This window comes from Singulisphaera rosea (assembly GCF_054877945.1).
This window is the reverse complement of the sequence record NZ_JBTYIP020000030.1, coordinates 109,927-128,552: the sequence shown is the minus strand read 5'-3', so window position 1 is coordinate 128,552 and position 18,626 is coordinate 109,927. Positions and strand designations below refer to the sequence as shown.

Here is an 18,626-nt window from a genome sequence, read left to right as displayed (position 1 = left end):
CGCACCGACCCCGCACTCCAGGTCTCCGCCTCGACCCTCCCCGATAGCGAATCCCCGCTCGCATCGCCATCGACACTCTGCCGGCTCGAGAACCGCGTCGATCGAAAGGCCTTGGTCAGAGTCGCTCGTGTCCTCGTCGATCAGTTCATCGCCTCCCACCCGTGCCCCCCGGAGCATCTACTCCTCGACTTCGACGCCACCGATGATCGGGTCCATGGCCACCAGGAAGGGAGATTCTTCCACGGATATTATGATCACTATTGCTTCCTTCCTCTGTACGTCTTCTGCGGGGACGAGTTGCTCGTGTCCTACCTCCGGACCAGCGACATCGACGCCAGCAAGCACACCCGAGCCGTCTTGAAACTCCTGGTCGATCGGCTCCGCGCCGCGTGGCCTGCGGTGAAGATCACGATCCGTGGGGATAGCGGATTCTGCCGCTGGCGGCTGATGCGATGGTGCGATTCGCATGGCATCGGCTACATCCTCGGCCTTGCCCAGAACGCGGCCCTGAAGCGCCAGGCGCAGGATGAGATCGAGGGAGCGGAGCGGGAGTTCCGTCGCACCGGTGAGCCGCAACGGATGTTCGGCTCATTCTCCTACAGGGCGGGGACCTGGGATCGGGCGCGGCGCGTGATCGTCAAGGGGGAGCACCTGGCCAAGGGGGCGAACCCCCGGTTCGTGGTGACGAACCTGCCGGGCGACCCAAAGTGGCTGTACGAGGAGGTGTATTGCCTCAGGGGAGAGATGGAGAACCGGATCAAGGAGCAGCAATTGGACCTGTTCGCGGACCGGACGAGCTGCCATCGGTTCGTGGCCAATCAGTTCCGCTTGCTCTTGAGTGCGGCGGCTTATGTGTTGATTCAGGCGTTGCGACGAGTGGGCTTGAAGGGGACGGAGATGGCGCGAGCCCAGGCAGGGACGATCCGCCTGAAGTTGTTCAAGGTAGCGGCTCGCGTGGTGGTGACGGCCCGTCGGGTGGTGTTCCACCTGGCCAGTAGTTATCCATACCGAGAGGTCTTTCAGGAAGTCCTCAGCCGATTGACGGGGGCGCCCTTGAGTCCCGGGGCCAGGACGGGATGACGCGAGAAAAACGCGAGATCGATTGAGGCCCCTGCGACGGGGGTCAGGGGGAAGGTATGCGCATCGGGGCCGGACACCGACCGCAGAGCCATCCGACACGAAGGAGTGTGCTTATGCATCGTCCCCCGTCGGCATCCAGAGGGCCTATGAAATATCCGGGCTAGACCTTCCAACGGACGATCAAGGTCGTCCGCCTCACGAGGATCGGGAATCCTCGCCAATCAAACAAACGGAGATGGGTTCCGGGCCGGCGCCTCCGACTCGACAGGGGGGCCGGCGGACTTTGCGTCGCGAGCCTGACCCTCGACCTCCAGGCTTTCGAGCGGGGACCGTCACTGCATGCATCGTGGCAACGACGACGGTTTAAGCAAGTTCGCACTCCGGTCGTCGACAGCCAACGAGTCTTCGAGGCTCCTTTCTTCGGGTTCGAACGGCACCGACGAGCAACTCTTCTTAATTTACATGGCAGGCAGGAGATGCGGGGCGAGTTATAAGGGGCGGGCAGCAATGCAGACCCTCGAGGATTACCGCTTTTTTTCTAAGGTTTTCGGTCGGGCGATCCCGCGACTGGATTGCCCCGGCCGGGCCGTGTATGATGGGCCGCGGAGTCCCGGGTCAACACATCCCGACCGGAAACACGGGCGATTCCGCCCGATCGAATGTCCGGCCCGGCCCCTGCCTTGGTAAGCGGCGACTACCCTTGATGAAACGACGCCGAAGACGACGGTCCGGACCTCCCCACGTTGCCTGCATCATCGAAACGTCGATGTCCTACGGCCGGGAGATCCTCCGCGGCGTGGCGCAGTATGTCCGGGAATGCGGCCCCTGGACCGTCTATTTCGAACAACGATCGCTCGAGGACCTCGTCCCCCCCTGGCTCAGCGAGTGGGACGGCGACGGGATCATCTCGCGACTCTCCCCACTGGCGACCCGCCGGGTCGTCGAGACGGGCATCCCGACCGTCAACCTCGACGACCAGATGGCCGCGACCAGCCCACCCCACATCCAGAGCGACCACGAGGCCATCGGGGCCCTCGCGGCCGAGCACTTCCTGGAGCGGGGTTTCACCCAGCTCGCGTTCTTCGGCTATCCCAACTTCTCCTGGTCGCAGAGCTGCCGCGACGGCTTCGTCGCCCGGGTCTGCGGCGCCGGCCACGCCTGCCACGAGTACCGCAGGGCCCAGCGCGTCTCCTGGGGGCACCAGCAGCCGTCGTGGGAGGCCGAGGTCGACGGCGTGGCCCGATGGATCAAGACCCTGCCCAAGCCGCTCGGCCTGATGGCCTGCAACGACTTCCGCGGCGTGCAGGCGCTCGACGCCTGCCGACGGGCCCGGGTGGCCGTCCCGGAAGAGGTCGCGGTCATCGGCGTCGACAACGAGACGATCGCCTGCGAGCTCGCCTATCCCCCGCTCTCGAGCGTCATCCCCGACGCCCGAGGCATCGGCTTCGAGGCCGCCGCCCTGCTCGACCGCCTGATGCGCGGCGAGCCGGCCCCCGAGATGTCGAGGAGCATCCCTCCCTTGGGGGTCGCGGCCCGGCAGTCCTCGGACGTGACGGCGATCGCCGACCCCTGCGTGGCCGCCGCCGTGCAGTTCATCCGCGAGCATGCCTGCGAAGGGATCGGCGTCGACGACGTCCTCGCCCACGTCCTGGCGTCGAGGAGTGTCCTCCAGCGCCGGTTCCGCGCGGCGCTCGGCCGGACGATCCACGACGTGATCGCCGGCGTCCGGCTGCTCCGTGTCAAGCAATTGCTCGTCGAGACGAGCCTCCCGCTCCCGGCGATCGCCGAGCGGACGGGGTTCGCCCACCTCGAGTACCTGAGCACGGTCTTCCGCCAGTCGACCGGTTCGACCCTCGCCGCCTACCGCCGGGAGTTCGGCACCCAGACCCGCCTCCCCGCCGAGGAAGCCGGGGCGCTCCAGGCACGCCAGGGGGCGATGCCCCTCCCCCCCGCGGACCTCCCGGGGACGGCCTGACGCCCACGGTACGTGCGCCCACATCCCGCCACAGTTGGCCTTGCCAGCAGCCCGACTCCTGGCTGTAATGGATAAGGAAAGGCACCCTGGACCCGCCCGACGACAGACAGGTGTGGACGGAACTAACCCTCTCGTCGGGCTCGGAGGCTTTTCCCACGATGCAAGACCGCATCGCCTATCAAGGTATCACATTCGACGACGTCCTCCTCGAACCGGGCTACTCCGAGCTCCTGCCCCGACAAGTCGACACCAAGACGCACCTGACCGCCAAGATCGCGCTCAACATCCCCATCCTCTCCGCCCCGATGGACACGGTCACCGAGGCCGAGCTCGCCATCGCGCTGGCGCAGGAGGGGGGGCTGGGCGTCATCCACAAGAACATGTCGATCGAGGAGCAGACCCGCGAGGTCGACAAGGTCAAGCGGTCGGAGAACGGCATCATCGTCGACCCGATCACGCTCCCGCCCAGCGCGACGGTCGGCCAGGCCCGCGAGATCATGCGAGGGCACAACATCTCGGGAGTCCCGATCACCGCCGGGGGCAAGCTGCGGGGCATCCTCACCCGCCGCGACCTGCGTTTCCTCGAGTCGAACGACCTCCAGATTGAGGAGGTCATGACCAAGGAGAACCTCGTCACCGCGCCCGCCGACACGAGCCTCGAGGAGGCCGATCGGATCCTGACGCGAAACAAGGTAGAGAAACTCCTCCTGGTTGACGATGAATACCGTCTGAAGGGATTAATCACGATCAAGGACATCGACAAGTTGTACCGATACCCCCACGCCTGCAAGGACGGCCGCGGCCGGCTTTGCGTGGGCGCGGCGGTCGGTGTCAACGACTTCGAGCGCATCGGATCGCTGCTCGAGGCCGACGTCGATGTGCTGATCGTCGACTCGGCGCACGGCCACAGCAAGAACGTGATCGATACCGTGCGTCGGATCAAGAAGGATTATTCGATTGAAGTGATCGCGGGGAACGTGGCGACCGCCGACGGGACCCGGGACCTGATCGAGGCGGGGGCCGACGCCGTGAAGGTGGGCATTGGACCGGGCTCGATCTGCACGACCCGCGTCGTCTCGGGCGTCGGCGTGCCGCAGATCACGGCCGTCTACCAGGCGGCCAAGGCCGCCGCGGGACGCGTGCCGATCATCGCCGACGGCGGGATCCGCTACTCGGGCGACATCGCCAAGGCCCTCGCCGCCGGCGCCCATTGCGTGATGATCGGCGGGCTCTTCGCCGGGCTCGCCGAGAGCCCCGGCGACACCATCATCTACCGAGGGCGGAGCTTCAAGTCGTACCGAGGGATGGGCTCGATCGGCGCCATGGCCAAGGGCTCGCACGAACGTTACCGGCAGGAGGCCTCGCCCCGGACATCCGACTCCACCAAGAACGGGACGCCCCAAAAACTCGTCCCCGAAGGGGTCGAAGGGCGGGTCCCCTACAAGGGGCCCCTCGCCGAATATGTCTTCCAACTCGTGGGCGGGCTAAGGGCAGGCATGGGGTATTGCGGGACCCAGACGATCGAGGAGCTCCGGACCAAGAGCCGGTTCATCCAGGTCACCGGGGCCTCGGTCCTCGAAGGCCATCCGCACGACATCGTCATCACCCAGGAAGCGCCCAACTACTCGAGCTTCACCAACGAGTCCGAGGCGGGGCGCGGCTCCGTCTGATCTGATCTGATCTGATCTGATCGATTTGCGGTTGGACATCGATATCAAAGGCAGGCCTCCTCGATCCTTCGGCCCCGTCGACATCTCATCGAACGCGGGGAGGCCTGGCCGTCGCGAAGAAATCCGGAACGATCGACGTTCCGGGGCAGGAAGGTTGGGCGTCCGGCTGTCCGTTGGTTGGTGAACGCCCCATCTTTCGCGAGAATCAATCGAATTGACCCGGATGCGAACGGATTCGCAGCGTCTCGGGCCGTCGACCTTGCGGTCGGCCGGCCCTCCCCAGCCAGCAAGGAGGCGTGGCTTGCGTCGCTCAACCTCGGCCTGGACGGCGGCGGTCCTCGGGACCGCCCTGTCGGGCACAACGCTCGTGGCCCAGCAGCAATCGCCGCAGCCCCCGCCGGTCGTCGGCTCGGGCACGGCCAACACCAACACCACCGCCACCATCCCCGGGTCCCTGGCCGTGCGCGGGGCCCGTTACCTGGTCCGCAACGGCTGGGATTACCTGAAATATCAGCAGTATGATCGCGCACTGACCTTCTTCCGCGAGGCCGAGGCGCACAAGGCCGAGCTCAACGACTCCGAGCAGGTGGCCTTGGTCCAGGGGCTCGAGCGCGCCAGGCGCGGGCTCCGTGAGGCGGCGGCGAAGCCGCGCAAGGGCCCCGCGCCGATCCGAGTCTCGTCGAATCCGACGCGATACGGGACCAACCGCTCGGCGGCAGCCAACCCTGTCCGGTTGGTTAGCGCCAGCCCGGAAGACCTCGCCTCTCCGGTCGTCGAAACACCGGTCCCGACCTCGAACGATTCCCTGCCGCCGTTGCCCGTGTCGGGCACCTCGGCAGCACCCGCGGCACTCCCGCCGGCGCCGCCGGCCTCGGACCCGGTCGCGACGGCCCCGACCCTGCCCCCCTCGAACGAGGGAATGGCCGAGTTGCCTCCGCTCCCGCTGAACGCATCCGACCCGGTCGAGAGTGCCCCGGCACCGATCTCGGCTCCGGCGCCGGACCCGAACGCGGCCCCGCCGACCGTCGCAATCGCCCCGGAAGGTGAGGCCAGGACCGCCGAGGCGAAGCCGGCGGCCCCGGACTCGGCGAAGCCCTCGCCCGAGTCGCTCCCGCCGCTCCCCGAGATGCCCGAGCCTCCTCCGGCCGATCCCGCCCCCCCGCTGGCGGACCCGGCCACCACCCAGGCTCCCGCGACGCCTTCGGCCCTGGAGACACAGCCGGCCCCCGAGCCGCTCCCCCAGCCGACCGCGGACGTGCAGCCGCAGCCGGCCCCCGAGCCGCTCGCTCAGCCAGCCCCCGAGTTGGCCGCGCAGCCCGCCCCGGAGCCCCAGCCAGCCCCCGCGCAGCCGGACTCGGCCACGCAGCCGACGGCGGCCGCCCAACCGACCGAGGTCGAACCGATCGTCCGCCAGCAGTTCCGCGAGTCGAACGCGCCGATGGCGTCGGACGACTCCTTCATCCCCCGAGGTGCCGACCAGCCCTATCAGTCGACCTTGAGCCCCGAGTTGCAACGCGAAGTCGACCGCGTGGCAGAGCTCCAGGATGACGACCGGCGTCTCGACGTCACCCCCCCCGGCCGAGACACCACCGTCGGGAGCGGAAACCCGGCAATGGGCGGTGGCGGCCTGTCGGGGAACGCCTCGCCCCGGCTCGACATCACCCGGGCCCCGAGCCCGACCGAGGCTCGGCCGATCCGCCCGATCCCGATCCCCGACGAGTTCGTCCCGCTGCCGCAGCGTGATTGGTCGGCCAACCGCAAGTACTGGTCGGCGGCCGCGACCTGCCACCTTCCGCTCTACTTCCAGGACGCCGCGCTCGAGCGGTACGGCCACAGCACCGAGGTCTTCTTCGGGCCGGCCGGTCGCTACCTCTCGTACCCGATCGACGACCCTCGCAAGTCGATCCAGCGGAACCAGCTCACGCAGCCGTTCTTCTCGATGGGTCTCTTCGCCGCCCAGATCATCCTCTTGCCCTACAACCTCGTCGTCGACCCGCCGTGGGAGTCCGAGTACGACCTGGGCTACTATCGCCCCGGCGACCGGGTCCCGACCGACACTTACTACTTGCCGCTGACCGGAGTCGGCCCCCCTTTGCACGGCAAGAATTATTGATCGGAAGCACCTCCGATTGCAGAGCCGACGCCAGCGAACACCCCCGGGACCGTTTCCCGGGGGTGTTCGCGTTCGAAGGCACGCACCGATCCTTCCCCCCGGAGCTCGGCCGATCCTCCGCCCGACCTCGCACCCGTCCGCCTCGGCGCCTTGCCCGAGAATGGCCGAACGGTTAGGGTCAGACCGGAGTCGGCGCCGAAACGACGGGGAGGACAACAAGCGATGCGCAATGGACCGACGCGACGGACGTTCTTGGAAGCAGCCGGGGCCACCGCGGCCCTGGGGAGCCTCGGCACGTTGGCATCCGCCGAGGCGGCACCCCCTCCAGGCCGACGCCCGAAGGTCGCCGCCTTGGCGTCGGTGTACCACTACCTCTCGCACGCCTATCACATCGTCGGCCGCTTCCTCGACGGGTTCGAGATCTACGGTGGCGAGGGGCTGCACAAGCCCGCGTTCGACATCGCCAGCCTGTACATCGAGCAGGCCCCCGAGGCGACCGACCTCGGCCGGGCGAAGGCCGACCAGTTCGGGGTCCGGTTCAGCCCGAATATCGCCGACGCGCTGACGCTCGGCACCGGCGAGCTCGCCGTCGACGCCGTGCTGCTGATCGCCGAGCACGGCGACTACCCGCTCAACGCCAAGCTCCAGAAGCTCTACCCGCGCGGCAAGTACTTCCGCGAGGTTGCGGACCTTGTCCGCAAGTCGGGCCGCCCCGTCCCGATCTTCATCGACAAGCACCTCTCCTACAGCAGGGCCGAGGCGCAGTCGATGGTCGACACGGCCCGAGAGCTGAAGATCCCGCTGATGGCCGGGTCGAGCCTGCCGATCACCTGGCGGCTCCCCTCGGTCGAAGTCCCGCTCGGCCGGCCTTGGGAAGGCGCGGTCGTCGCGTCGAGGGGCGACATCGAGGTCTTCGGTTTCCACGCCCTCGAGACCTTGCAGTGCATGGTCGAGCGTCGGGACCTTGGCGGCAAGCCGCAAGGGGTCGTCGCCGTGACCTGCCTCGAGCGTGACGCCGTGTGGAAGGCGGGCGACGAAGGCGTCTGGTCGTGGGATCTCCTCAAGGTCGCCCTCGGCCGCAGCCACACGCTCAACCCCGGCGACATCAAGCGGAACACCCTCGACTTCCGCCCCGTGGCCGGCGACCTCCACAAGACCAAGTTCTCCTACCCGACGGCCTTCGTCGTCGAATACGCCGACGGCTTCCGCGCCACGGCGATGATCCTCAACGGCCACGTCGACGACACCACCATCGCGGCCAAGCTCGGCGGCGCGAACCCCGGTACCGTCTCGACCCTGGTCTACCTCCCCGCCCCCCCCGGCGCCCGCTTCTTCGACCCCTTGGTCCTCCGCATCGAGGACTTCTTCCGCACCGGCCGCCCCCCCTACCCCGTCGAGCGCACGCTCCTCACCGGCGGCATCCTCGACGCCGCCCTCGAGAGCAAGATCCAGGGCTACCGCCGCATCGAAACCCCCGACCTCGCCACCATCACCTACGAAGCCCCCGCCGACTCCGGCTTCATCCGCACCCCCGTCGCCAGCGACGTCCGGAACTTCTCCTGATCGCCCCGAGAGGCCCGGCCTCATCCCCTCGAGGTCCGGGCCTCGTCACGTCCACCGGAACGAATCCTTCGGAGGAACAACCCGTGACGACACCGACGATACTCGTCGCAACCTGGAGTGAGGGGCTCTTCGCGGTCACCGGCGATCGGGTCACGCAAGAGATTGCAAACCAGCCCGTCGCGGGCCTCGCACCGGATGGACGCGGCGGCGTGCTCGCCATCGTCGGCCGGAACTCCCTGTTCAGGCGAACGCCAGGCGGCGAATGGTCAACCGTCGCCATGAGCGAGTCCGCGCTTTCGTGCTGCATGTCCGCCGGCGCCATCTACGTGGGGACAGATGATGCACGGCTGTTGCGACTGAGCCATGACGGCGGCGTGCTCGATCCGATCCCGGGGTTCGACAGCGTCGAGGGCCGGGAGACCTGGTTTGCGGGATCGGCGATCGTCAACGGGCAGCGTCTTGGGCCGCCGCTGGGAATCCGCTCCGTCGCATCCAACGCAGACGCGAGCGTCCTGTTCGCCAACGTCCATGTGGGGGGCATCCCCCGTTCGATCGATGGCGGGAAGACCTGGCAGCCTACCATAGACATCCACAGCGATATTCATGAGATCCGTGCCCACCCGGTCGACCCGAGCATCGCCGCCGCGGCGTCCGCGGTCGGCCTTTGCATCAGCCGCGACGCAGGAGCAACGTGGACCATTGAACGCGACGGCCTGCACGCAACGCACTGCTCCGCGGTCGCGTTCTCGGGCGATGAAATCCTCGTCTCCGCCTCGACGGATCCCTTTGCGACTCAAGGGAGGCTTTATCGCCGACCGCTCAAGCCGGATGGGCACCTCGTGGCTGTCGAAGGCGGACTACCCGCGTGGGTCGATGGGATCGTTGACACAGGTTGCATCGCCACGAACGCTTCAATGATTGCCATGGCTGATCGCAACGGAACTCTATACATATCAACTGAGTTTGGACAAGCTTGGTCGCAGAGTCGCAGGAAACTACCGACCCCGAGTTCTGTTCTCATCTGTTGACCCAGTCCGAAAAGCAACCAGGGTGCGGCCGGCGCCGACTCGACCTGGTTGTATCCTCGCTTCACACGACACCGTCATTCCTTGTCCTCCGCCAGAGTCCGTTCCAGTTCGCGCCGCAGTTCCTCGCGGTTCGGCAGGTAGAGCTGATACTTCTGCACGAAGAACTGGCTGTTCATCCCGTAGGTGGCGTACTCGACGAGCAGTTCGTCCTTGTTCCGGCTCAGGATGATGCCGATGGGCGGATCGTCGCCTTCCACGTTCTCCTCGGCGGCGAAGTAGCCGAGGTAGAGGTTCATCTGGCCGATGTCGTGGTGTTGCACGTCGTCGATCTTGAGGTCGATCAGCACGAAGCAGCGCAGGATGCGATGATAGAAGACGAGGTCGACGCGGTAGTGCGTGTTGTTGAGCGTGACGCGATACTGCCGGCCCACGAACGTGAAGCCCTTGCCGAGCTCGAGGAGGAACTGTTGCAGGTGGTCGCAGAGCCGGGTCTCGAGTTCGGTCTCGGAGAGGACGGCCGCCTCGGGGATTTTGAGGAACTCGAAGATGTACGGCTCGCGGAGCAGGTCGGAGGGTTGCTCGACGATCTGCCCCCGGCTGGCGAGTTGCAACACCCTCCTTGTCCTTGCTCGCCGCAATCCGGAGGAACAGGCCGCTTTCCTTCTGCCGCTTCAACTCCCGAACGCCCCAACGTTCGAGCACCATCTGCTTTTCGTAGAAGCCGCGTTCGAGCGGGTCGTCGATCTTGAGGAGCTCGACCATGTGGGACCAACTCAAAAGTCCAGACGGCGTCTGGACTTTTGGGTAGGCGAGATAGAACTGCCGCATGTTGAACACGTTGCTGCGGCTGAAGCCCCTGCGGTGCTGGAGCGTTAAGTCCTTCGCCAAACGCGAGATCAGGCCGGCCCCGTACTCGGCCTTAGCCTTGCCGCCTTGCTCGAACTCGACGATGTGCCGCCCGACGCGCCAGTAGGTTTCGAGGTTGTGGGCGTGGACGGCCTGGATCGCCTGGGCACGCCCCGTCTCCAGAGTCGAGCCGATCCGCCGGAGGAGTTCGTCGTATTGATCCGCAGGTTTCAGTTCCATGAGACCCCCACCCGTTCCAGGTGACCGTTCACCTTCGCCTCAAGCTCCTCGCGAGGCCATCGAATCCACTCCGAACAAACGCAGAGCCAGGCCATCGCGCCAACAAAACTAGACTTTACCACAAATAACACATTTCCCCTCAATACAATATTAACCTCAGATCCCGTTACCAGTCAAGCCGACCGGCCATCGCTTACAAACCACCTCCAAACCAGCAGTGTTCCACCAGTCCTCGGATAGTTCCGAAAGACGCATGGCCACTCTCAACCTGTCGTCGTCCCGTACGTACGGGGAGGCTCGTTTACAAACGGACCGCCCGGGTGCTTGCGACTCACGGGAATCCTTGACCATGATCGACGAATTCGCGTTCGTTCGGGCCGCGTTCTACGGAGAGACAAGTCGATGAAACGGACGATTCTCGGTCTGATCGTGGTCGCCTCGATCGTGGGTCAGGCGCGGGAAGCGACGGCCCAGTTCGACGCGAGGTACTTCGACGGGCCCCCCGCGGCGAATGTACCGGCGATGGGGCAGTTGCCGGCGTTGGCGAAGCGGCTCGAGGACGAATCGCAGCAGCTCGTCCCGGCGGTCCGACGCGAGGTCGGGGGGACGCCGCAGGGGTATCAGCTCGTGATCCGGGGGAACGCCCTGAGAGGGGCGGCGGAGGCGTTCTCGAGGACGCTCCAGCCGGGGGGCGACGCCAACCAGCGAGGGGTCTGGTACGACCGCTTCGTCCGGTCACTCGACGCGGTGCAGGCCGAGTTGAACAACCCGCCAGGGACCGCCCCCGTCGCGACCGCGGTCGTGCAGAGAATCGGACGATTGGGCTTCGAGATCAACCGGGCCCTGGGCCCCGGCGGGCTCCCCGAGCCTCCGCCTCCCGGTGGGGGGCCATATCCCCCCGGACTTGGGCCGCCGGCGATCGACCGGTACCAGCTCTTGCAGCTCGTCCAGGCCGCCTCTGCGCACCTGAGCGCGGCGAACGGGTTCCTGGCGTCGGACGTCGGCCGCGTCCCGCCGTTCGACGGCGCGATGCTCGACATCCAGGTCATCCTGGTTGGCCTCCAGCAGATCAACCGGTTCGGCCTGTCCAACCCGGACCCGGCCCAGGTGCGGGCCTCGTTCCTGCCGCTCTGGGATCGAGCCCGGCACGTTCAGCCCTTGATGCAAGACAGGAACCCGGCGCTGGCGCGAGCCCGGGCGTCCTGGGGCTCGGCGACCGTCGCCCTCGGCGGGATCGCCCGGTCGCTGGGGATCCCCCCCGACCTCACGCCCCCGCCCGGACCGCCCCCCGGCCCAAACCCCACGCCCGGCTTCGGGCCCGGCCCCGGGCGTCGGCTCCGCGAAGCCACGGCGATGGCGGACCAGCTCGGAGGCGAGGCTGACGGCTTCATCGCCGCGATCCAGCCCAACGTCCTCAGGATCCCCCAGGGCCACCAGTTCATCGCCGACGCGAGGGCCTTGCGGGCCTCGGCGATCGCCTTCCGGCAAGCGGCCATCGGCGGCGCGGGCCCGGACCAGATTCGGGCCGCGTTCGCGCAGCTCGACCAGACTTACGGGAACCTCCTGAACCGGGTCAACCGGATTGCCGGCTTCCGGTCCGGCCCCAACATCGACCGCGTCCGGCGACTGGGTGGGCTCGTCGACCAGATCCGCGGGACCTTGGGCTTCTGACACTCTTCGGCCCACGCACCCCTTGCACCTACGACAGCAGGAACGACTCATGAAAGCACAGACTCCGACGTTGCTCCTCGTCTTCCTGTCGACCGGAACGGCCCTGGCTCAAGGCGACAAGCCCGCCGTCGATCCGAAGTTCGAAGCGGCCATGACACGGATGGAGAAGGCCCTGGAGGGGATCCCCCCCTACACCGTGAAGGTCAAGCTGGAGTGGCAAGGGGGCGACGGCGACGCGGGCAGCAGCCGCTTCGTGTTCCACTTCGAGCGCCCGGGGCGGTTCCGCATCGAGGCGAGGCCCGGCGACATCCCCGACCCGACCCTGATCGTCGTCGGCGACGGCCGGGTCGTCACCACGTATCTGCCCGAGAAGAAGCTCTACGCGAGGGCCCCCCTGCCCCACCCCTCTCGGCTGCTCGAAATGAACCCGGTCCTCGCCACGTCGATCAAGGGCTCGCTGATCGACAGCCTGATCCGGCCCGGCCTGAAGGCGTTCGTCCTCGAACGCACCCGCGCGGCCTCGCTCGTCGGCAAGGAAACGGTCGACGGGGAGTCTCTCGAGCACTTCCGCCTGACCTGGGGACGCGACGAGGAGGAGTTCTGGGTTGGGCCCGAGGAACGGACCCTGCCCAGGAAGCTGATCCGCGTCTCGAACTTCCCGGGCAAGGACGCGGCCGCACTCCGGCTGACCACGACCGCCACGCTGACCTGGGCCATCGGCGGGCCGATGGACCCGAAGTGGTTCGCCCTCGAATTGCCGAAGGACGCGACCCAGGTCCAGGACCTCGAGGCGGCGCTCACCAGCGGCACCCCCGAGACCCTCCTGGGCAAGCCAGCGCCGGAGTTGGTCGCTCCCAAGCTCGGCGGGGGCACGGTCTCGCTCGCCGAATCCCGAGGGAAGCGCCCGGTCGTCCTCGGCTTCTGGGCGTTGTGGAACGCCGGGAGCGTCCAGACCTTGCCGGCATTCGCCAAGCTGCGTTCCGACTTCAAGGACGTCGCCTTCTTCGCCCTCAACGCCGGCGAGGAGACTCCCACCGTCGCCGCCTTTTTCAAGAAGGAGCCGCTCTCGTTGGACGTCCTGCTCGACCCCGAGGACAAGGCCATCGAACGATTCGGCGTGACGGAACTCCCGACCTTCATCCTGATCGACAAGGCGGGCCTCGTGCATAAGGTCCACATCGGCGCCGGCGACGCCGTGATCAAGGCCCTGCGCGACGACCTCGGCGCCCTGGCAACGCCCCCCAAGCCCTAACGGCCGGCTGCGGACTGAGGTACGGCCCCAAGTTTTTCTCGGAATGTCGGAACGACCCACGACGCTCATGACATTACCCATGTCTGAGGGAGGCATGAGTCCGGCGGAGGGTCAAGCTCATGGCGGTCGGCAAGGATAGGGCGTTCGCCAACGATCTCCGGACGCTCTTCAACGTCGGGGCTATCCGCGAACTCACCGACGGACAGCTCCTCGAGCGCTTCGCCACCGACCGCAGCGAGGCCGCGGAGCTCGCCTTCGCCGTACTCGCGGAACGCCACGGCCCCATGGTCCTCCGCGTCTGCCGCAGCATCCTCGCCGACCCCCACGACACCCAGGATGCCTTCCAGGCCACATTCCTCGTCCTCGTCAAGAAGGCGAGGAAGCTCTGGGTGCGCGACTCCCTGGGACCTTGGCTCCATCAGGTCGCCTACCGCACCGCATCCTGCGCACGATCCGCCGCCACGCGGAGACGCAGGCTCGAACGGCTCGCCGCCGTCTCGAGCGTCGAGACGCACGCCGAGGTCGACGACCTCGCCCGCGTGCTCCACGAGGAGATCGAGCGACTCCCCGAGCGTAACCGCGCCCCGGTGGTCCTCTGCGACCTCGAAGGCTGCAGCCAGGAGCAGGCCGCGCGGCACCTCGGGTGGCCCGTCGGCAGCGTCAAGAGCCGTCTTTCCCGAGGCCGAGAACGGCTCAGGAGTCGACTCCTCCGTCGGGGCTTCGCACCGGCCGTCGTCCCCTCGGCCGCTATGCACAGACCCGCCGACCTCGATATGGCGATCCCACCGGCGCTGCTCGAGTCTACGATCAAGGCGGCGATCGCCTCGACGACATTCCCGACACTCATCAAGGGGGCCGCCATGTCGCTGGCCCGGGGAGTCCTTCTATCCATGTCGATGACTTATTGGTTCAAGGTCGCCTCCGTCCTCGTGGTCGCCGGCGCGACGGTCGCCGGCGTGGAGGTCCTCGCCCAGAAGACGACGGGCGAAGTGGGCGGGGCTGGCAGAGATCCGCAGACCGCCCAGGCGGGTAATGTCCCCGTATCCACGGTCGGGCGAGGCAAACTCCACGGCGTCGCGGCCGAGCGGGGCCGCCTGGAGGCCTCGAAGGCCACGGATGTTTATAATCCGCTCAAAGACATGCCCCAGATCCTCTCGATCCTTCCCGACGGAGCGAACGTCAAGAAGGGCGACCTCATCGTCGAGCTCGACCCCGCGGCGCTGAAGGAACGACGCATCAACCAGGCGATCACCGAAGAGTCGGCCAGGGCCGTCTCTTTGAATGCCAAGCTGGCCCATGAGGTTGCTCAGATCGCGGTCACGGAATACCTCGAAGGGGTGTACAAGCAGGAATTCGTGACGCTGAGCGGCGCGGCCGTCGAGGCCCAGGCCGCGATGAAGCGGGCTGGGAACCGGCTCGCGCGGACGAAGCAGGCCCGCCAGCGGTTGGCCGGAGCCCTCAATGGCCGAGGGACCACGCCCGCCGATATCATCGTCGAGCTCGACCTAGACGACCGGATTGAAGAGGCTGAAGCGGCCGTGCTCAGGACGCAGGTCGCGGTTGAACAGGCCCAGACTCGGCTGATGGTTCTCCAGAAATACACCAAGGACAAGGTCCTCAAAGAACTTCACGCTGAGGTCGAGAAGGCACGCTCGGCCGCTCTCCAGAAACAGGAGATATGGAAACTCGAGCAAAGCAAGTTGAGCAAGCTCGACGAGCAGATCGAGAGTTGCAAGATCCACGCCCTCGACGATGGTGTTCTCATCCTGGCCAACGACCCCTTCCGAGATGCGGGCAACCCACCTACGATTGCCGTGGGGGCGGTGGTACGCGAGAGGCAAAAGCTCTTCAGCACCGTAGACCTCAACGGCCCGCTCCAGGTCATCGCCAGGGTCCCCGAGGCCATGATCGATCGGGTCCACCCTGGCCTCAAGGCTCGCGTCAAGGTCGATGCGCTTCCAAACATGACCTACACCGGAGTCGTTACAGCCGTTCCCACCCTGCCCGACCCGACAGCCCGCACGCGGCCAGAGAAAGTCTTCTCCACCACGATCAAATTCGATGAGGCCCAACCCAACCTCCGGCCAGGCTTCACCGCGAGCGTCGAAATCCTGGTCGACGAGTTGGAGGACGTCCTCTTGATGCCACTCGCGGCAGTGCTCCACGAGGAAGGCCGCACTCGCGTGGCCGTGAAAAAATCCGATGGCACGTTCGAAGTTCGCGACGTGACCCTAGGCGCATCCAACGACACGCATGTCGAGGTCATGAAGGGGATCCACGACGGCGAGTTCGTGGCCCTGGACCCGGTCGCGGCGGTGAAGGGCAAATAGGAGAAGACCAGCCACACGGAAGCCAGCGACAAGATTCATGTGGCTGGACACTGCGAGTCCGGACCTCTTGCCAACCAACTTGAAGACGCGACGGCAATCCACGGCGGCCGTCGCGTCTTTGTTTCGTGGCACAACGTTCGCGGGAAAGGGGTAGGACTCAAGTCTCGAAGGCCATTGAGGACCCAAGCCATGACGCGAGCGATCTTCGAGGGGGGTGTGCGACCGGGGGAGCACGAGGAAGGGACGCTGACCAAGCAGATCGAGCAGTTCACCAGCCAGATCCCCTCCGGGACGTATCTCGGCCTGGCAATCGGCTCGGTCACGCTCTCGGCCCTCCTCTACGCCAGGGGGAGGAAATCCGAGGCCATCTTCGTCGGCCACTGGGCCCCGACGATCCTGATGTTCGGGCTCTACAACAAGCTCGTGAAGCTTCACGGCTCGGATTGACGCGAGCGTGGTGTGGATTACGCTCGGGTTGTATCCACCAGACCATTCCCGTTGCATGGCCACTGACAAGCCCGAAGCGCCAGCGAGTGCATCCATTCCGCGAGAAAGCGACGAGGATTCACTCGCCGGCGATTCGGGCTTGTATCAAGGAGATACGACTCGAACGTGAACCGCTTTTCGGACGTTGAGCGGACGGCTCGCGGCCGGAGTGGGCGATCGGCTCACTCGGGCGGGCTCGTTCGCGTTGGGGTTTCGTCGCCGCGGTGGGCGAGCTGGCCGGGCTCGGCGACGGGCGCGGTGACGGGTTGCCGGGCGAGGCGACGGAGCCGGTCGGGGGCGCGACGACGCCAGAGTTCCCGGTAGCGTTCCCCGAGGATCCGGAACCCGACCTGGCTCCACCAGCTCGGGAAGTTCCCCATGCGCCAGTGGGCCTGGATCCGGAAGTGGATGCCCCCGGTCTCGTGGTCCTTCGACAGGAGGAACCACTCGAACCCCTGCTCCATGTGCCCCTGGAGGGTGTCGTAGCGGAACCCGAAGTGGGACGTGCCGTGCTCGTGCTCCTCACGGACTTCGTGGACTCGCGCACCGCAGAGGAAGCGAAGGCCCAGGACCTTGAGCTCCAGCAGGATGTTCCGGCCGGAGAGCGGGGTCGTCGGGTCGAAGTGACCCATGACGATGCTCGGGTCGGAGAAGTCGTAGTTGATCAGGGCCTGGCGTGCCCGAGCGAAGGGGCCGTCGGCGAGCGGGGGCCCTTGGGGCTCGGTGGCGATCTCGGCGTCGGTCCCGTCGATGATCCAGCCGTTCTCGCGGGTCATCGCCTCGGGCGGGACGTCGAAGTTGACGCTGCGACGCCCAAGGTCGGCGACATAAGCCTTCAGGGCCGCCTCGGGCCACCCTCGGCCGAAGCGCCAGGGGGCACCCTCATCCCAGACCGCTTCGGGAGAAGGTCGGGCTGTCGCACCCGGCCCGGTCGGACGGATCGTCGACGACTCGGCGTGACCTGACATGAATTCCGCCCTCGATCCGGCCGCCGCACTCCTCCGCCACGCGACGGATGAAGCGGATCCAGCAACGCCCTTGCATTTGCTTACCCAGCATCAGGAACCCGAAGTACTGGACGACCCCGCTGGCCCTCGCCCTGCTCCGGATGTGGAACACGAGACGTCCCCGCTCGTCGCGGTCCGCCCCGAACGTGATCCGCCCGGCCTCCGGGTGGCCGCAGAGGGTCCGCAAGGTCATGCTGCAGTCGTCCACGTGGACGACCCGGACCTTGCAGCGTCCGACCAGGGCAATCTGGATATTGAGCTCGTCCCCAACCTCGAGCGGCCGCTCCTGACCGTCGGGCCGGTCGAAGGCGGCCGTCTCCGCCGGGGCGAAATCCGCGAAATGCTTCCGGAGATTCCGGATGACATCCTCGGGCGAGCATGACGCGTCGACGATCGTCCCCGTATAGTCCCGCTCGAAGAGGGGTCCGAACCCCGCCCCGGCACACAATGCGTTCGATGTCTCCAACACGGCTTCATCCACCCTTTTGAAGAACCGCAGGGCTGGTGCGGCATGGCTTGGCCTGCAAAAATCCGTCCGTGACGTCGTTTGAAGTGCAAATCGCAAGCCGGAATGAGCGGGGGCGTGAAGTACAAGGGCGGAGATTTTTTAGCCACGGATGAAACATGGATGGAACTAGGACTCGGTGGTGATCGACGAGGGTCTCTTAGAAGAGAAACCCGGTTTCGCCGAAGAAACCGGGTTTCGGTGGATTCAGAAGCCGAGCCCTTCGCTGTCGCGGATGATCTGCTCGAGCTTGCGGGAAACGATGTCGTCTCGATTCTTTTCCCGCTTGGCGATCAGTTCCTTGAGGTTCTTCACCTTGGCCTCGAGGGCCTGGACGTCGCGGGCCTGGCGCTCCAAGCGTAGGTCGAACTGCTGGTTGATGAGCTTGCGGAGATCCTCGATGATCGTGTTGCGCTTGTCCTGCTCCTTCGCGGCTTCGAGCTTCCGCAGCAAGGCCTGGACTTTCGGGTTGAGCGCGGCCTCGGGGTTGCGTCCCTCCATTCCGTTCGAGTCCAAACGAAATAGCCTGTTCACATTCCTCTGATAAAACCCCGCCCCGCCTTCATTCTCGGGGACGCCATCAATGTCTTCGCTCCTCATGGGCGGCGCGGGCGGCGCGGGCGTTTGGGGCGGCAAGGGGGCACGCGGCCTGACGACGTCTTGGAGCACACGCTCCGGAGGGCCATCCGAGGGCCTGTCCTGCCGGGCGTAGGTCTCCCCACCCTCTCGATCGCCCGCCTCGCGGGCAACCTCAACCGCAGGGGGTTGCGGTGGCGGGCCGTCCTGGGCCATCGCCGAGGCCACGATCGCGATCAGGGCGGAGCTACCGACGAAAACAAAGACCTGTCGACTTCTCATGG

General features: G+C 66.5%; 13 protein-coding genes and 1 pseudogene. 10 read left to right on the top strand and 4 right to left on the bottom strand.

What is annotated here, in order from left to right:
• The 6 genes from ACYOEI_RS33670 to ACYOEI_RS33645 all read left to right on the top strand — a co-directional run.
• Window positions 1-1,080: IS1380 family transposase (locus tag ACYOEI_RS33670; RefSeq protein ID WP_462854447.1), on the top strand; the 1,080-nt coding region annotated here is incomplete at its 5' end.
• A gap of 703 nt (window positions 1,081-1,783) precedes the next feature.
• Window positions 1,784-3,055, top strand: coding sequence for a XylR family transcriptional regulator (locus ACYOEI_RS33665; RefSeq protein WP_462854446.1), 1,272 nt, complete (start codon window positions 1,784-1,786; stop codon window positions 3,053-3,055).
• Between the two features lie 158 nt (window positions 3,056-3,213).
• Complete coding sequence (guaB, locus tag ACYOEI_RS33660; protein ID WP_462854444.1) at window positions 3,214-4,725, top strand: IMP dehydrogenase; 1,512 nt, start codon at window positions 3,214-3,216, stop codon at window positions 4,723-4,725.
• A 301-nt stretch (window positions 4,726-5,026) separates the two neighbouring features.
• Window positions 5,027-6,838 (top strand): hypothetical protein, encoded by a 1,812-nt coding sequence (locus ACYOEI_RS33655; protein ID WP_462854443.1) that lies wholly within the window; start codon window positions 5,027-5,029, stop codon window positions 6,836-6,838.
• 222 nt (window positions 6,839-7,060) lie between these two features.
• A complete protein-coding gene (locus tag ACYOEI_RS33650) occupies window positions 7,061-8,401 on the top strand; it encodes a hypothetical protein (protein WP_462854441.1) in 1,341 nt (446 codons plus the stop codon).
• An 83-nt stretch (window positions 8,402-8,484) separates the two neighbouring features.
• Window positions 8,485-9,429 (top strand): WD40/YVTN/BNR-like repeat-containing protein, encoded by a 945-nt coding sequence (locus tag ACYOEI_RS33645; RefSeq protein ID WP_462854439.1) that lies wholly within the window; start codon window positions 8,485-8,487, stop codon window positions 9,427-9,429.
• A gap of 74 nt (window positions 9,430-9,503) precedes the next feature.
• Here the strand turns inward: ACYOEI_RS33645 and ACYOEI_RS33640 are convergent.
• A pseudogene (locus ACYOEI_RS33640) lies at window positions 9,504-10,515 on the bottom strand (PDDEXK nuclease domain-containing protein).
• Between the two features lie 402 nt (window positions 10,516-10,917).
• On the opposite strand from ACYOEI_RS33640, the gene ACYOEI_RS33635 reads away from it, so the two are divergent.
• From ACYOEI_RS33635 to ACYOEI_RS33620, 4 genes are all read left to right on the top strand, one after another.
• On the top strand, window positions 10,918-12,186 hold the full coding sequence (locus tag ACYOEI_RS33635) for a hypothetical protein (RefSeq protein WP_462854437.1): 1,269 nt from the start codon (window positions 10,918-10,920) through the stop codon (window positions 12,184-12,186).
• A 49-nt stretch (window positions 12,187-12,235) separates the two neighbouring features.
• Window positions 12,236-13,438, top strand: coding sequence for a DUF2092 domain-containing protein (locus ACYOEI_RS33630; protein WP_462854436.1), 1,203 nt, complete (start codon window positions 12,236-12,238; stop codon window positions 13,436-13,438).
• Window positions 13,439-13,557: 119 nt separating this feature from the next.
• Window positions 13,558-15,768, top strand: a complete 2,211-nt coding sequence (locus tag ACYOEI_RS33625; protein ID WP_462854434.1) for a sigma-70 family RNA polymerase sigma factor — start codon at window positions 13,558-13,560, stop codon at window positions 15,766-15,768.
• A 189-nt stretch (window positions 15,769-15,957) separates the two neighbouring features.
• Window positions 15,958-16,215: a hypothetical protein gene (locus ACYOEI_RS33620; protein ID WP_462854433.1), complete on the top strand. Its 258-nt coding sequence runs from the start codon at window positions 15,958-15,960 to the stop codon at window positions 16,213-16,215.
• Window positions 16,216-16,436: 221 nt separating this feature from the next.
• Here ACYOEI_RS33620 and ACYOEI_RS33615 read toward each other — a convergent pair whose 3' ends face one another.
• From ACYOEI_RS33615 to ACYOEI_RS33605, 3 genes are all read right to left on the bottom strand, one after another.
• Window positions 16,437-17,222: a DUF1990 family protein gene (locus ACYOEI_RS33615; protein ID WP_462854432.1), complete on the bottom strand. Its 786-nt coding sequence runs from the start codon at window positions 17,220-17,222 to the stop codon at window positions 16,437-16,439.
• Window positions 17,137-17,730 carry a DUF1990 family protein gene (locus ACYOEI_RS33610; protein ID WP_462854430.1) on the bottom strand — a complete coding sequence of 198 codons (594 nt, stop codon included), beginning with the start codon at window positions 17,728-17,730 and terminating at the stop codon, window positions 17,137-17,139. Before ACYOEI_RS33610 ends, ACYOEI_RS33615 begins: the two co-directional genes overlap by 86 nt.
• Window positions 17,731-17,973: 243 nt before the next feature.
• Window positions 17,974-18,624, bottom strand: a complete 651-nt coding sequence (locus ACYOEI_RS33605; RefSeq protein ID WP_462854429.1) for a hypothetical protein — start codon at window positions 18,622-18,624, stop codon at window positions 17,974-17,976.
• Between the last annotated feature and the right edge of the window lie 2 nt (window positions 18,625-18,626).